The organism is Acinetobacter sp. WC-743 (assembly GCF_000335555.1).
In the GTDB taxonomy this organism is placed as follows: Bacteria; Pseudomonadota; Gammaproteobacteria; order Pseudomonadales; family Moraxellaceae; genus Acinetobacter; species Acinetobacter bereziniae.
Genome location: NZ_AMFQ01000034.1, coordinates 16167 through 31781, shown reverse-complemented (window position 1 = coordinate 31781; position 15615 = coordinate 16167). Strand labels below are relative to the sequence as shown.

Sequence of the window (15615 nt, the reverse complement as noted above, 5' to 3'; positions counted from 1 at the left end):
TATAATGAACCCTTATTTTTGGTTAAGATTGTCTTGCTGATAAATAAATGTTCCATATGTGTTTTTAAATATTAGATGGTTCTAAATATTTCTTGAATTTTGGATGTAGGTATTGTTGTTTAAAGAGGAACTATTGTGCGTGCTTATGCATATTTTAGAACTGATGAGGTCTCAAAGGAGGATTTTAATTATGTTGATTATCTTAAAAAGTATGGTTATGAAATTCCAAAAAATAGATTTATTTTTGAGCAGGTAAAGATCGGGATACCATTAAAATTTAGACAAAAGTTAATTATATTAATTAATTATACACTTGAAAGTGGAGATCTTTTAATCATTGATGGAATAGATTCATTAGGAAGTGATTTTAAAGAAATATATTCAAATGTCAGTACTATTTTTAAAAAGGGGATACGTTTAGTGTGTTTAGAGTTTTCAAAAAAAGAAATAAAAGGAGATGTTAAAAAAATATTCTTCCATTTTTTAAAAATGTGTTCTGATTTTGATCGCAAAGTTAAACTCGAAAAAATGGGCGGGCGTAAAAAGATAAATAAAATAGGTCGACCCGAGATATTAACTAAAAAGAAGAAAAAAGAAATTATAGAAAAATTTAAAAATGGGCAAAGTGTATATGCTTTAGCTCGACAATACGCTGTAGCTAGATCGGTTATTCAACGACTACTTTCTCAGGCAACTGCAAATATTAATTATGAGGATTAAAATGAAAAAGAAAACCAAAATAAATCGTTTAGTAAGAGCTAGGCATAAAGACAATATAGAGAAAACCATGGCTGTTCAATTAAGATATCATTTTAATAAAAATCCTTGGGTAAGTGATAAAATTCATCAAATTGAGATTTACTCTGTAGATGGTCTGATTAAGTATAAGGTTTTAAATGTTGCTTATGAGGGAAGGCGTATTACTTTTTTATATGGTTCTCTCACATATGCTGTTGATTTGAGAAATTAATTTTATATTTAACTTCTTTGATCAAAACATTTGTGTGTTGAGTGATATAAATATCGAAGGTAACTTCTCTCGATGAGAGAAGTTTAGGATAAAAGGAAAATTCATAATAAAAGCTACTATAAAAGTAAACGCATGAAGCCCTATAACCAAATGACGACATTCATTTGGTTATTTTAAAACTTAAAACCCATTACTCCAATGTTCTGAGCGGATGCATACCATCAACCATGCCCATAAATGGAGGATAGATGGAGTACCCAACCAATGCTTGAAGTGCTGGTGAAAGCGACTTTACCGTCTCTTTTGATAGCTCAAGCAAATAATTTTCTTGTTGTCGTAAATAAGCCTCACAGTACTGATGTGTCACCGCTAAGCGAGGTGCTATGGTCTGGTTTTCTCCTGCACCATGCCATGTTGTACCCAGAAAAAACAATACAGAGCCTGCTGGCATTACAGCAGATATTGCTGCTGATCTTTGAGCAATTTGATCGTCTCCCCAACAATGACTTTTCGGCACAACCACTGTCGCTCCATTGTGTTCAGTAAAGTCATCAATTGCCCAAATTGTAGCTGCACCGAGTGCTTTTCTAGGGCGAGGTAGGCGATAAAAAGCATCATCATAATGTAAATGTTGTGCTGACTCTTCTGGAAGAATATTGATCATTTGGCTTTGTGAAAGAAGAAAGCCTGGTTCAAACAAACGGTCCATTAAACCTAGAATTCGTGGGTGTACTGCAAGTTGATCAGTGATGCGCGTTTTAGCGAGGACATTATATACACGTTGTGTTTGCAGTCCCTCGAATGAATTTCGTCCTTTTCGCTCAAGTAAGGCATATGCTTCTTGTTTAATTGCTTGGCAGCTTTCTTGAGAAATTAAACTTTTGATAATGACATAGCCATCCCGCATCAATTTTTCGAAATCTTGATCAATTTCGGCTGTATTTCGCTCCGAACCTGTCTGTAACTGACGATATGTTTGTGCTTGATCACGCTGTTGATATTCATGAATATTGAATTGCTTCATCCTTCAAAACTCCCTTTTTGATGTTCCTTAAAACAAAATATTGATGCTCAATATTTAGTTCAGTTTTTTATTCATAACTACTTAGGATGTATGGGGTGTTGGGATAGGTTCAAGTTGTAAAGTATTGCTGATCAGTAACCAAAGCTGTTCCAACAATGTTGTATTCGATGGCTTTTGCTCTGTAAGCAAAGCTTGATCTATGGCAAGGCGTAAGCCACCCATTAACATGGCTACTGTGATTTCAGGATCAAGTGTAAGAGGAATTAGTCCTAACTTTTGCCCTTGAGCAATATTGCGAACACCTTGTTCGATTAAAGCTTGGATATGTGCACGTTCGATATCGAGTACTTCAGGTTCACGAGCAAGACGACCTGCAATCAAGGGCGCTAGAGGATGACTATAAAAATAATCAATGATTGCTTTGGTACGTGCCTTTTCTCTTTCACGCCACTCGAGGTCTATTGAAATCCCGTTACCTAAAGCAATTTCTCTGAGTGGTTCATAAAATTGGTCAACAACTGCAGCGATTAAACCTGTTTTGGAACCAAAGTGGTGATAGGTGAGTCCTACAGAGCTATTTGCTCGTTTAGCAATCGCACTAATTTCCATATGACCATTGTTTGCGATTAACTCTTGTTCTGCCGCAGCAATGAGACGAAGGTAAGTGTCCATCTTTTTATCAGTCATTTTTTGTTCTTTAAAAATTGAATTGAATTCAATTTAGTTTGATTTTAGAAATAGATCAAGCCAATAGCCGTTATTTCTTAATTACATTTTTGTAATACACTAAAGCTGAATAGGTCTAGAAAAATGATCAGTCCTGTTGAATAGCGATGAGTCAATGATTAAATAGATCGGTTTCTTTATAATTTCTGGAAAGAAAGTAGAATAAGCGCCCAAGCTATACATGGAGAATGTCTAGGCTTGTATGAGGGACAAATGTTTGTTGTGTATTTATTTTGATGAAATGATGATTAGTCTTACGATCTGTATAACACACTATATATGAGGCGTATTTGAGTTACTGCGATGTAATAATTTAATTCGACTTAGGGTCTATTGACACTTCGCTGTCGCAAGCATCTGTGAAGTGTCAACAGACTTTATCTATTTTCAAAATGCATAAGCCTTAGCTAAAGCGGTTTTAGCAATAAAATGGTGATAGGGCTTGTGAATTTTTGTGTTAAATTGGCTCATCAAGAATGATCAGTTAAGTTGATTTTGTCTTGCTTCGTTTTGTTGAGAGAATCTTTACCCCAATTAAACTTTTGAGCACAGATGCCAAGAGCAACAATAAATACCGCAAGAAGGGTTGTATAGGAAACCTCTTTAAAATAAGTTCCTTCAATTACCATCGTAATTAAAGCAACAACAATAAAAATGATCACCACATAGGTTAGCCAAGGAAACAACCACATTTTGAATGGAATTTCTTTTCCTTCAGCTTCAAGTTTTTTACGCAGTTTTAACTGTGAAATCGCGATAACGAGATAGACATATAATGAAACGGTACCTGTTGCTAGCATAAGAACGTCATAAATATTCATACTTTCTGTTGCAGTTAGATATGCAGCAATAATTGAAAATATACTTGAAAAGATGACCCCAATCCACGGACTATTATTGCGATTCGTTGATGCGAAACTTTTGGGCGCATCACCACGTTTTGAAAGGGAATACATCATCCGTGAACAGGTGTATAACGCAGAGTTAAAGCAACTACATACAGAGGTTAAAACGACAAAATTGACAATATGTCTAGCTTCTGGGATACCAAGCGCAGTTAAAGTTACACTGTATGTTCCCCAAGTCGGGTCTTTGAGTAAAGGGTTATTGTAAGGAATTAAACAAACAGTAATGAACATTGAACCAACGTAGAATAATATGATTCGCCATACAATTGAGTTTGATGCTTTTCGAATTTCTTTCGCAGGGTTATTTGTCTCGGCAGCTGCAACTGTGACAATTTCTGCACCCATGTAAGCAAACATAACACCAAGTAATGCCGTGATCACGGCTGAAAATCCATTGGGCATAAATTCATTAGAAGTCAAATGAGTAACACCACCTAGCATAGAGGCATCACCCCAAGGCCAAAGATGTAAAACCGCTAAACTTCCGATCACCAAGAAGAGGACAATCGCAACTACTTTAATCATGGCAAACCAGAATTCAAACTCACCATAGTTTTTGACATTGCGTAAATTTACCCATACTAGGCTTATTGTCACCAGTAACATATAGCCCCAAATCGGAATAAACGGAAACCAACTATTAAGGATCTTTCCCGCAACAAATGCTTCCCAACCCATTAATAAAGTCCAAAATGACCAATATAACCACCCGATAGAAAATCCTGCCCAACGACCAATTCCTCGGTCTGCATAGGTTGAAAATGATCCACTGTCTGGGTTGAGTACAGCCATTTCACCTAACATTCGCATAATTAAAAGAACGAGAAGCCCTCCTAATGAGTAGGCTATAAGCGCAGCGGGTCCTGTGGAATAAATCACACTTCCTGAACCTATAAATAAAGCGGCGCCTATTACTCCAGCAATTGAAATCATTGTAAGGTGACGTGGCTTAAGTCCACTTTTTAGACCTTGAGATGAATCATCTATTGAGTTAGGTTGATTTGTTATCATATTATTTCCCTTAATATTCTTTATATGGTTGCAAGGTGATGCTATCTCCATCCATGAACTATTTATCCATTGAAGCGATGACTGATGGCTTAAGTATCGACTTAAAATTTAGCCAGCTTAAAATGTGATGACACGACTGCTTGCTTGAGTGATCACACTGTTGCCATCGGGCTGTCCTAAGCTATAGTGTTGGTAATCTCTCTTTTTTGTTATGAGGTGACTAGAGCCATTTTTTATGTATTTAAAGGAGCCAATTTATTTAAATAATGAAAAGTGTATTAAAAAACGAATTAGGCAGCGCATGAATAGAAAATTTATAAAGAGATTTTTTAAAGCTGAATTATGATTAAAATACTGAGTTACGATTATTTCTTAATTTAAAGTTTGAATACCTGCATCACGTAAACATTCTAATAAGATACCGAAAGCAATCAGTATCTTTTGTTCATTGACACAAGCAAAACCAAGCAATAGCCCCTTATGCTGGGTAGAATATTGTTTGGTGTAATATTGAGAAAGGGCTCGAACTTTTACGCCTTTCTCTAAGGCATTTGCAGCAATCAATACATCATTACTGTCACTTGGTAATTTTAAAATAAGGTGCAAACCCGCTGCTGTATTGTATTCGTGAAGAAAATTTTGTCCCAGATGCCTATGGATTAAGTCAACCAAGAAGGCATGGCGCTTACTGTATAGAAGGCGCATCCTGCGAATATGTGCTTCATAATGTCCCTCTCGAATAAACTCAGCCAATATGGTCTGATCTAGTAAATGACCTCCTCGATACAATTCTGCGGCAGCCACTCGTAAAGGTGAAAATAGCTTTTTGGGGACAATCAGATAGCCTATACGCAATGCAGGGTAAATTGTTTTACTGAATGTTCCCATATAAATGACGGGAGAATCGTCTTCAAGACCTTGCAAGGAAGGGTAAGGTTGTCCTGAAAATCTGAATTCACTGTCATAATCATCTTCGATAATCCAACTTTTGTGCTGACGAGCAAATGCGATGAGCTGCTTGCGTCGTTCAAGACTCAAATGTGATCCCAAAGGATATTGATGCGAAGGCGTGACAAAGATTAACTTTGGCGATTCTTTAACATCAAGGTCAGGAATAATACCATGTTGATCCACAGGCAGAGCACGTATGTGAACACCATTGATGCGTAAAATATTACGAATTCCCCAATAGGCAGGGTCTTCAATCCAGACGTCATCTCCTAAATCACTTAAGGTACGTGAAACTAAATCAATGGCTTGATGTGTGCCTTCGGTAATGATGATTTGATCTGCATCACACTGCACAGACCGTGCAATCGTAAGATATTCGGCAAGTGCTTGACGTAATTCAATAGACCCACCTTCATTACTGTAAATCAATTGACTAACACTGGGTTCACGGCTTAAACGGGTCTGGATTCGACTGAATATATGATGCGGAAATTCGGTTACGTCGGGTGCACCTGGAACAAAAGCTCCCCATTGATAAGGAGATGCTGCCGAATAACCGACCAGATAAGAACCTCTTTGAGATAGGTTATAGGACTCGTTTTGTTTATTTTCTTCAGTGAGGCAAATGTTATTTTCTGCTTTGATCATGAAGGATTCAGGTATTTTTTCTGCAATCCAAGTCCCTTGCCCTGTGCGGGCTTCAACATATCCTTGTGCTCTTAATTGTTCATAAGCACTTAACACTGTATTACGTGAGACTTTTATTTCTTTTGCAAGATCTCGTGAAGCGGGTAAGCGAGTCTTGGGAGCAAGGACACCTTGAATAATGGCATTGCGCAAACAGCGAAAAACACGCAATTGTAGTGTTCCTTCAACATCTTGCTGCAAGCGTTGTAGTAAATAATCTCCAAGTAAGCTTTGCAAATTGGCTCTCTCCCAAAAATAAAAAGTGGCTCTCGCGAGCATAATATCAGCGATGCAAAATAATGAGATTAGGTCAATGCTCTGCGTATTTTTCTTAACAATCACGGCAAATATGATTTTTTTATATGTCAGAGCATATACAGACTTTTTGAGAAAAGCAAAAAATCTGAGCTTAATTTTTAGTAATACAGATTGTGTTATTAAAAACATGAGGCAATCAATTTATAGGTCCATTACTCAAAATGAGTCACTTTTGCTGAGGCAAGGAAATGCAACAGCAGATAAAAAATAGGAATAAATAATGAACACTTTACCGCAATGTTTTTTAAAGCAACGGCTAATCGCGAAGGCTTTGAAGCTACATCTCAAACAGCAAGTCTATTCAAGGCAAGATTTTATTGATCCCACTAAAATGCAGGATATTTTTCCTGTTGGATAAAATTCAATTTTGATTATTGAGAATGATTGAAACTCGAAATTCTAATTTTATAAATAATTTGATTTAAACATATTTTCATTAGGGAACTTTTATGACGTCACCACATTTTTTTATAAAGTTATTTGTATTGGTAAACAGTGCTGCATTAGTCACCATTCCAACACTAGCAAAAGCAGAAATCGTGTCATGGGGCAATGCAGATACAAATTTAGGTAAACTTACGGTATCAGGATGGGTTAGGGCGAATTATCAGGAAAAAGATTATTCTGATAATGACCACAAATTAAAATTCAATGCAGCCAAAATTGACTTGAAATATGATGCAAAACAATTTTATGGAAATGTGGAGTATCGTTGTTATCAAGAAGATACTTTGTGTGATTTTTCAACACTCGTGAACGCGAATTTAGGATATAAATTGACTGCTGATAGTCGAATCACGGTTGGTCTACAAGACATGCCTTTTGGTATTAGTCGATTTTGGACGAGCAGTTGGTATGGTAGTTCTCTGGATAATGTAGGGCTAGAAGACACTCACAATCTAGGGATAAATTGGCAGCAACAACTTGGACAAAATACTCGCTTAGATTTGGCTTATTTTGCTCGAGATGGGGGAAATTATGGAGGTCTTGGGGACGCTGCTCGCTATTCTGCAAACTATGTTAAGCCTGATAATCCAAGTCTCGATGATACGATTAAAGAAAAAAATATGTGGGTGGCTAGAGTTAATCAAAAAATTCCACTAGATAGTTCTCCAATAAAACTGAATGTAGGAGGATCTTATTGGTATTCCGATTTAGAAAACAACAATGGACGAACAGGTCATCGAAATGCATGGAATGTTTTTAGTCATTTAAATTATCAAAAGGCAAATTTGACAGTGACAGCTGGACAGAATCGCGCAAAGAATGAATCTTTGGTTGAACCAAACTATACAACAGTAGGTTCATTCGAATCAAAATATTATGTGGCAAACAAAGCTAATTATTATGTCGCAAATTTTGATTATCACATTGATGATTTTTATAAAGACTATGATTTATCACCCTATATCAGCTATGCAGTGTTTGATAAAGATCAATCAGGTTTTGCGACATCTTTCCGAACTATTTTGGGGGCTCAATTGGATATTCATCAGTTTTCGTTAGTTACTGAATATATTATGGGTAAAAATGATGTATTTATTGGGGGAGATGCGAATTCTTTGGCTAAAGGGGATTTTGCTGGGAATAGTAAGTTGTTGAATTTATTGTTTATCTATAAATTCTAATTTTAAAGTTATAAACTTATTTTTAATATAAGCCAACAAAAATAATCCTTCTGCCTAAATCCTTTAGGGAGAAGGCGCTTTCAATATCTAAATGCCTCACTGTTCATACGTATCTTAATTCATAATAGCTCAACAAAAAAACATCTATAAACAGATACTTTTTTGTTCAGAGCTTCCCAATTGATTAACTTTAAAACTTTATACATCTCTGAAAAATTATAAATTGGTTCTCTTTAACTCACCCAAAGTGGCTCTCGTCTCTTATTGCTAAAAGTGCAAAATTGGATCAATGACCTGCATCTCATCAACCATATGATCGAGATACTAAGATTTACCATTTATGAATGAAAAATAATGAGGTATGACATGAGTAGTAAGCACATTTCAATAAATACACGTAAACAACAAGCAACACCTCGAGGTGTTGGTGTGATGTGTCAATGGTATGCTGAAAAAGCTGAAAATGCGACAATCTGGGATATGGAGGGTAATCAATTTATTGATTTCGCTGGAGGAATCGGTGTATTAAATACAGGGCATCGCCATCCCAAAGTTATTAGTGCTGTTACTGAACAACTATCAAAATTCACCCATACCGCATATCAAGTTGTACCTTATGAAAGTTATGTCTCTCTTGCTGAGCATATCAATGAACGTGCACCAATTAATGGCAAGGCAAAATGTGCATTCTTTTCAACAGGGGCAGAAGCTGTAGAGAATGCAATAAAAATCGCCCGTTCATTCACTCAGCGTCATGGCATTATTACTTTTAGCAATGCTTTTCATGGTCGTTCATTTATGACCATGGCAATGACAGGTAAGACCGCGCCTTATAAAAGTGACTTTGGTTTAATGCCTGGAGGCGTGTTTCATGCACGTTATCCATCCGAGTTGAAAGGTATAACGGTAGATGATGCGATTCGAAGCATTGAAGATATTTTTGCAGAGGATATTGCTGCACATGATGTTGCAGCGATCGTACTTGAGCCTGTACAAGGTGAAGGCGGTTTTAACGTAGTGCCTGCTGAATTTTTAAAGCGTTTACGTTCCTTGTGTGACCTACACGGTATTTTACTGATCGCTGATGAAGTGCAGTCTGGTTTTGCGCGTACAGGTAAATTATTTGCGATGAACCACTATGAAACGAAAGCAGATTTAATCACCATGGCAAAAAGTCTGGGTGGTGGTTTTCCAATTTCTGGTGTTGTAGGGCGAGCGGATGTCATGGACGCTCCAAATCCTGGGGGGCTAGGTGGGACTTATGCTGGAAGCCCAATAGGTGTCGCTGCAGCACTTGCTGTTCTAGATGTGATTGAAAGTGAAGACTTGTGTAATCGTGCAAATGTATTAGGGGCAGAGTTAGTTGCACTTCTAAATACGATTAAAGCGACAACACATATGATTACAGATATTCGTGCACTTGGATCCATGATTGCAGTTGAATTAGAGACAGCTGAACAAGCCAAAATCATACAAAGTTATGCAATGGAAAATGGTTTATTGATTTTGACTTGTGGTCGTCATGGTAATGCGATTCGTTTCTTATATCCATTAACGATTCCTGCTACACAATTTAGCCAAGCATTGAGTATTTTAAAACAAGGATTTGCAAACTTAATTGCATCATAAGCAAAAGGACTTGAAATGCTTCAAAATCACTTAAGATATTTATTACAGCATTCAGACGTTTGTTTCGAAATGCCTAAAGATGGCTGTTATATCGAAGTCAAAGATGCTGCAACACATCAATCATTAGCATGGGTAAAAGCTTACAATCGTGAGGCTGTAGAGGACGTTATTAAGCGTTCACAAACAGCACAAACGACTTGGAAAGCTCAAACAGCATTACAGCGCGCGGATATACTTTGGAATTGGTATAAATTAATCATAGATAATCAAGAGCATTTAGCGCAGATCTTAACTGCTGAACAAGGCAAATCTTTGGCAGAGGCACGAGGTGAAATTGCTTATGCAGCATCGTTTATTCGATGGTTTGCAGAGCAAGCGCGCCGTATTGACGGTAATGTGCTTACACCAACGCAATCACATCAACGTTTATTGGTTATTAAACAGGCTATTGGAGTGACTGCAGCAATAACTCCTTGGAATTTTCCAGCAGCAATGATTACACGAAAAGTAGCTCCTGCTTTAGCCGCAGGTTGCTCTATGATCGTGAAGCCTGCTGAGCAAACGCCTTTAACTGCCTATGCTTTGGAAGTTTTAGCAGTTCAGGCAGGTTTACCACAAGATGTATTACTTCATATCAGTGGTGATGCGATTGAAGTTGGTAAAATGCTGTGTGAAAGTGCCACTGTAAAAAAACTCAGTTTTACAGGTTCGACACAAGTGGGGCGTATTTTAATGCAACAATGCGCACCAACAATTAAAAAACTGTCCCTTGAATTAGGCGGCAACGCCCCAGTTCTGGTTTTTGATGATGCAAATCTTGAACAAGCTGTTCAAGGTATTATGCAGAGCAAATTCCGTAATAGTGGTCAAACTTGTGTGTGCGCAAATCGTATTTATGTACAAGATGGGATATACGATCAATTGGCTGAAAAATTAACTGAAGCTGTCGCAAAGTTAAAAGTTGGTGATGGTCGCCTTGAGGGTTCAACCCAAGGTCCATTGATTGATGACAAAGCTGTTGCTAAGGTGCAATCTCATATTCAGGATGCAGTCAGTAAAGGTGCCAAGATAAAAGTGGGTGGGCAACGTTCAGTTATAGGTGGAACTTTTTTTGAACCTACTGTTTTGACTGAAGTGACTCAGGATATGGATGTAGCAAAGGAGGAAACCTTTGGTCCTTTAGCGCCATTGTTCCGCTTTAGTCATGAAGAACAAGCTGTGGCGATGGCGAATGATACTGAGTTTGGATTAGCAAGTTACTTATTTACGCAGAATACTGCACGTCAATGGCGTGTGGGTGAAGCACTTGAGTACGGTATGGTCGGGATAAATACCGGTCTTATTTCAAATGAAGTTGCACCATTTGGTGGGATTAAGCAATCAGGTTTGGGACGTGAAGGTTCTCAGTTTGGGATTGATGAATACCTCGAAATGAAATATCTCTGTGTAGATTTATCGGTATAAGCAATTTTTATAGTAGACCTCTTTCATAAATCAAAAATGATTATGTTGAACCAATTACATGGGTTTCGATTTATTCCAAGTCATGACTTGGAATAATCCCAACTTAAAGCAAATACAAATTGAAATCATGGACTCTATAAAGCTTTGTGTCCACATCATATATAAAATCATCACGATAAAGAACAAATCACACTAATTTTCATATGACCATTGTTTGCAATCAACTCTTGTTCAGCTGTAGCAATGAGACGAAAGTAAGTGTCCATCTTTTTATCAGTCATTTTTGTTCTTTAAAAATTGAATTCAATTTGGTTTGATTTTTAAAAGAGATCAAGCCAATAGCACTTATTTCTTAATTACATTTTTGCAATACACTAAAGCTTAATAGGTCTAGAAAAATGATCAGTGATTATGAAAGAATAGCATCTTTCATGTGATATATATCTAATTGATCATGCTTATGCACTATTCAGTTAATATTATTTGATATGAAAATTAGAATTTTATTTCTAAAGGGTTGAGATTATAAATATTTTTATTAACTACCACTTACGGTATCTTAATTTAGAATCACAACAATAAAATTTAAAAACACTCATCAAAATTCAAAAATTAAGGATTAATTCATGAGTAAAATTGAATCTAGCCCTAAATTAGGGACTTTAAGCGCAGATTGTGTAAGAAATTTTACTGTCCATTTTAGACGTCCATATGAAATTGGTCGACCTTCTGATCGATATCATGGAGAGTTTGGGTTTGATTGGGTGCGTGATGAATATATCTATCCTTTGCTTAATATTGAAGGGAAAAAAGATACGGTTCTAATCGTTCCCAACTACAGTTCACTTTATCAAGTTATGTATAGTAATACGGATAGTACTTATCATCTTAAAGATAATTTTTCATATTTCCCATCTTGGCTTTATTTTTTTGCTTCAAATTATAAAGGAATATATGGCAGTGAGGAAATAAATAAAGATGGTGTATGTTTAGATATAGAAATTCATCAGCAATTTACTGACAAAAATGACCCAGGACTGATTGATGAAAAAGAACCTCTGACAGATAATGGAACTATTCTAAAGTTTCAGGCTTCGAGTAAGTTCATCACACTATCAACATTTAATAATAATCAAAATGCTCAGACAGTATTTGAAAATGAAAATAGTATTGAATATAAACCCTTATGTGAACCTTTAAGTAGCTTTATCAACACAAAACGAGAATTTAAAAAACTAGATGCTCGTGAAGACATAACAACAGTTAATGGTGAAACTGTTAAAAAAATTGTAGAAACCAATAGATATAGTTATAAAAAAAATAATGCAATTACAATTCGTTGTTCGGGTGCAGTATTAAAAAAGAATGAATACATTAAAGTTATCGCATCACGAAATGGATGTCCGGATAAAGAGGTTGGGGTGATATATATTGGTCAAAATTCTGCGATCAGCGTCATTAGTATGGTTGAAGTTGATGTTAAAGTTAAAGGAGAAATTTTAGAAAAACCCAAAAACTATGAGTGGGAACTTAAAAACAGATATTTTAATCAATCTCTGATGGTATTTAAGGTTGTGAAAAGAGAGCTTTTTGATTTAGATTTATTGTCAAAAACAGACCCAGAAGTCCGAAGTTTTGTAAAAAAATGGTGGGAAGATGAGATAAAGAGTAAATATGGCATCAAATATTTGGAAAATATAACTGGTGAAAATGAAATTAAGGAAAATAATTTAAAAAGAAAGAAAAAGTTTAATCTAACTGAGGCTATTTATACAGAATTTATTAGAGAGTTAAAAGAACTCTATTGGCGTAAAATGTGGGTAGAATTACGATCGCCATATAGTGATTTAGAAAGAAGAACATTTATTTTTTTCACACCGATTCGTATGAGAGCTGTACCACCTGAAAATCGAAACGATAACTGGGGTGGAATCTCAGGAAGTGCAAGTTTTAAAGCTTATCCAAGTCTAAACTATTTTAAAGGAGAACTTTCTAGTCAAGATGAATTTGATAATGCTATTGTTTTCTTTAAAGATGGTGTTGAACAAGGCTTTTTGGAAACGTATGCCCATGAGCTTGGTCATGCATTAGGATTAACGCATATTTTTGAATATGGGGAATTATTTGAATCGTATCAGGGGTATACAGATAATTTAATGGATTATGACTATACTACAAGTAATGCTATATCTAAGTTTAAAAATAGAGTAAATATATTATCTAAATATCAAATTGATAATATTCGTCTAAATCAACGTATTACAGGTATATTATGGATTTGGGTCGGAAAAGAGGCTAATTATTGAATTGTAAAGAAACACAAACAGGCTTATTTTTCCTCATAAGCCTGTTTTAAATTAGTTTGATTTATTCCAATCATATTTCTAGTAGGTCTCCTTCATAACTAAAGAATCTTTATTTTGAAGGACTCATATGGATATTGAAAGTTGCTTATTCCTTATGGAGAAGGCTAGGATGAGGAGATTTTTATGTTGATATATATTTTTGAAAAAGAAATTTTTAAAGAAGTCTAATTATCGTTTAATGCTTTAGTATATTGGGTTGAGGTTTTATATTTTCAATTAGGTTGATTAAGGTTTGCTTTTTATATTTCAGACTGTATTGGTGCAAGGATTGTCTTTGGGTGGAAAACTAATAGCTTAATTATTATTTAACTGTTATTTTTGAGTTTTTAAAAAATTGAGTTGTTATATCTTATGTGGATTTTGATTTATTTTTTAAAATATATTGTATTTTTAACAAGAAAATTTAAGCTTTTATTTTTCATATTAATGCCATCAATTCTTCTAATGGGATGTGTGTATACGCCAAAAAATAAATCTGAGCCTATAAACTTTCATGAAAGTTTAACATTAATTTCGAAGAAAAATAATGTATGTAATCTCGCGATTGCTGTAATAAAGAATAAGAAAATTGTTGCATTGGATTCTGCCAACGGATGTGCCAAACCGTCTAAACAAGATACCGAAAGTATTTTTCAAGCAGCTTCACTCAGTAAACCTGTTTTTGCTTATGTCGTTATGAAATTGGTTGACGAAGGTAAATTGGAACTTGATGCGCCATTAACCAAATATTTAGCCCAAGGCTATCGGCATCAACATGACCCTTTGAAAAAACAACCTTATGATCTGGTCACTGATCCTCGCCTTCAAATGATCACTGCCTGGATGGTATTAAATCATACTTCTGGTTTACCGAATTGGGTATCAGGACCCTTAAAGTTTAATGCAACACCTGGCGAAAAATGGATGTACTCAGGGGAAGGCTTTATACTGTTACAGCGCGCTGTTGAAAATGTGACTGGTATGCCATTAGATCAAGTCATGAAAGATAAAGTATTTAACAGGCTTGGTATGGTACATAGCAGTTTTGTTTGGAATACAGACATTGAGAAAAAGCTTCTTATCGGAACTAAGTCTAATGCTCAGCCACGAAACATTATAAAACTTACTGAGCCTGTTTCTGCATTTTCTCTATATACCACAGCAGAAGATTATGGAAAATTTTTAGAAGCAGTATTAAATGATGCCAAATTGCTTCAAGCAATCACTCAATCAACTGTAATGGTCGAGCCTAAACTTAATCTAAGTTGGGGCTTAGGATGGGGTGTCGAAAAAAACCAGAAAAACACTTATATATGGCATTGGGGAAATAATCCCGGCTATCGATCTTTTGTTTTTGCTTCTGTACAAACGGGTGATGGGTTTGTATTTTTGACCAATAGTGAAAATGGCTTATATTTAGCCCAACCAATTACAGATATGATTTTGCCAGATCAGCATAAGGTATTTGAATTCACGATGCTTAAAAGTGATATCGTTAATATTTTATGTAATTCAGTGCGTATATGCTTTTAGCATTGTAATCAGAGTTTGAGTCACATATAGTCAAACCGCCTGATTATTCATACAAGTGATTTGGATGATTCATTTATTTTGTACTTATGAATCATAAACAGTCTTGCTATCACGAGGCGACATGGATGTCGCCATGTTGAGCGGGGGTATTAGGATGTACCCCTCGCTCAACGGAAGATTTTTGTTACTTTTCATCTCTGAAAAGTAAAGTATCGCCTACGCAAAACAATTTAAACTTTAGAGCTAAAGCGTGGCAGTGCAAGCTTTATATCATCAAACAATATATTGATCGCTTTAATTTTATGATCAAGAGAAATGATATTCTACTGTATTAATTTTTCAACAGATTGACTATATTTAACGCTATAATTGAATAATAAAAATAGCGAAGTGTCATAAAAAACAGGTGATAAAAATCTTT

At 35.6% G+C, this 15615-nt stretch carries 12 protein-coding genes; 8 read left to right on the top strand and 4 right to left on the bottom strand.

Annotation, left to right across the window (positions count from 1 at the left end; translation table 11 throughout):
* Positions 1-135: 135 nt before the first annotated feature.
* A complete protein-coding gene (locus ACINWC743_RS04755; RefSeq protein WP_009584572.1) occupies positions 136-720 on the top strand; it encodes a recombinase family protein in 585 nt (194 codons plus the stop codon).
* A gap of 1 nt (position 721) precedes the next feature.
* The gene (locus tag ACINWC743_RS04750) at positions 722-970 is read left to right on the top strand and encodes a hypothetical protein (protein WP_004829055.1); all 249 of its coding nucleotides are present in this window, start codon (positions 722-724) and stop codon (positions 968-970) included.
* A gap of 190 nt (positions 971-1160) precedes the next feature.
* Here the strand turns inward: ACINWC743_RS04750 and ACINWC743_RS04745 are convergent, their stop codons facing one another.
* The 4 genes from ACINWC743_RS04745 to ACINWC743_RS04730 all read right to left on the bottom strand — a co-directional run bounded on the left by ACINWC743_RS04745 (position 1161) and on the right by ACINWC743_RS04730 (position 6514).
* Entirely contained in the window at positions 1161-1994 is an 834-nt protein-coding gene (locus tag ACINWC743_RS04745) for a phytanoyl-CoA dioxygenase family protein (RefSeq protein WP_009584566.1), read from the bottom strand.
* An 81-nt stretch (positions 1995-2075) separates the two neighbouring features.
* A complete protein-coding gene (locus ACINWC743_RS04740; protein WP_009584570.1) occupies positions 2076-2681 on the bottom strand; it encodes a TetR/AcrR family transcriptional regulator in 606 nt (201 codons plus the stop codon).
* Between the two features lie 509 nt (positions 2682-3190).
* Positions 3191-4639, bottom strand: coding sequence for an amino acid permease (locus tag ACINWC743_RS04735; RefSeq protein ID WP_005032577.1), 1449 nt, complete (start codon positions 4637-4639; stop codon positions 3191-3193).
* A gap of 372 nt (positions 4640-5011) precedes the next feature.
* Positions 5012-6514 (bottom strand): PLP-dependent aminotransferase family protein, encoded by a 1503-nt coding sequence (locus ACINWC743_RS04730; protein ID WP_035300348.1) that lies wholly within the window; start codon positions 6512-6514, stop codon positions 5012-5014.
* A 301-nt stretch (positions 6515-6815) separates the two neighbouring features.
* Between ACINWC743_RS04730 and ACINWC743_RS24455 the strand changes: the two genes are divergently transcribed.
* From ACINWC743_RS24455 to ACINWC743_RS04705, 6 genes are all read left to right on the top strand, one after another.
* The gene (locus tag ACINWC743_RS24455) at positions 6816-6953 is read left to right on the top strand and encodes a hypothetical protein (protein ID WP_009584591.1); all 138 of its coding nucleotides are present in this window, start codon (positions 6816-6818) and stop codon (positions 6951-6953) included.
* Positions 6954-7044: 91 nt separating this feature from the next.
* Entirely contained in the window at positions 7045-8223 is a 1179-nt protein-coding gene (locus ACINWC743_RS04725; RefSeq protein ID WP_009584574.1) for a hypothetical protein, read from the top strand.
* 366 nt (positions 8224-8589) lie between these two features.
* Entirely contained in the window at positions 8590-9852 is a 1263-nt protein-coding gene (gene gabT, locus ACINWC743_RS04720) for a 4-aminobutyrate--2-oxoglutarate transaminase (RefSeq protein ID WP_009584554.1), read from the top strand.
* A gap of 15 nt (positions 9853-9867) precedes the next feature.
* Positions 9868-11316, top strand: coding sequence for an NAD-dependent succinate-semialdehyde dehydrogenase (locus ACINWC743_RS04715; RefSeq protein WP_009584593.1), 1449 nt, complete (start codon positions 9868-9870; stop codon positions 11314-11316).
* Between the two features lie 626 nt (positions 11317-11942).
* Positions 11943-13622 (top strand): M43 family zinc metalloprotease, encoded by a 1680-nt coding sequence (locus ACINWC743_RS04710; protein ID WP_009584563.1) that lies wholly within the window; start codon positions 11943-11945, stop codon positions 13620-13622.
* Between the two features lie 504 nt (positions 13623-14126).
* Positions 14127-15194 carry a serine hydrolase domain-containing protein gene (locus tag ACINWC743_RS04705; protein ID WP_228129102.1) on the top strand — a complete coding sequence of 356 codons (1068 nt, stop codon included), beginning with the start codon at positions 14127-14129 and terminating at the stop codon, positions 15192-15194.
* The last annotated feature ends 421 nt before the right edge of the window (positions 15195-15615 follow it).

What these genes read in the sequence shown, in the direction of transcription:
- ACINWC743_RS04750 (WP_004829055.1), top strand. Translation starts at nt 722, where the DNA reads ATGAAAAAGAAAACCAAAATAAATCGTTTAGTAAGAGCTAGGCATAAA.
- ACINWC743_RS04745 (WP_009584566.1), bottom strand. Translation starts at nt 1,994, where the DNA reads ATGAAGCAATTCAATATTCATGAATATCAACAGCGTGATCAAGCACAA.
- ACINWC743_RS04740 (WP_009584570.1), bottom strand. Translation starts at nt 2,681, where the DNA reads ATGACTGATAAAAAGATGGACACTTACCTTCGTCTCATTGCTGCGGCA.
- ACINWC743_RS04735 (WP_005032577.1), bottom strand. Translation starts at nt 4,639, where the DNA reads ATGATAACAAATCAACCTAACTCAATAGATGATTCATCTCAAGGTCTA.
- ACINWC743_RS24455 (WP_009584591.1), top strand. Translation starts at nt 6,816, where the DNA reads ATGAACACTTTACCGCAATGTTTTTTAAAGCAACGGCTAATCGCGAAG.
- ACINWC743_RS04725 (WP_009584574.1), top strand. Translation starts at nt 7,045, where the DNA reads ATGACGTCACCACATTTTTTTATAAAGTTATTTGTATTGGTAAACAGT.
- gabT (WP_009584554.1), top strand. Translation starts at nt 8,590, where the DNA reads ATGAGTAGTAAGCACATTTCAATAAATACACGTAAACAACAAGCAACA.
- ACINWC743_RS04715 (WP_009584593.1), top strand. Translation starts at nt 9,868, where the DNA reads ATGCTTCAAAATCACTTAAGATATTTATTACAGCATTCAGACGTTTGT.
- ACINWC743_RS04710 (WP_009584563.1), top strand. Translation starts at nt 11,943, where the DNA reads ATGAGTAAAATTGAATCTAGCCCTAAATTAGGGACTTTAAGCGCAGAT.
- ACINWC743_RS04705 (WP_228129102.1), top strand. Translation starts at nt 14,127, where the DNA reads ATGGGATGTGTGTATACGCCAAAAAATAAATCTGAGCCTATAAACTTT.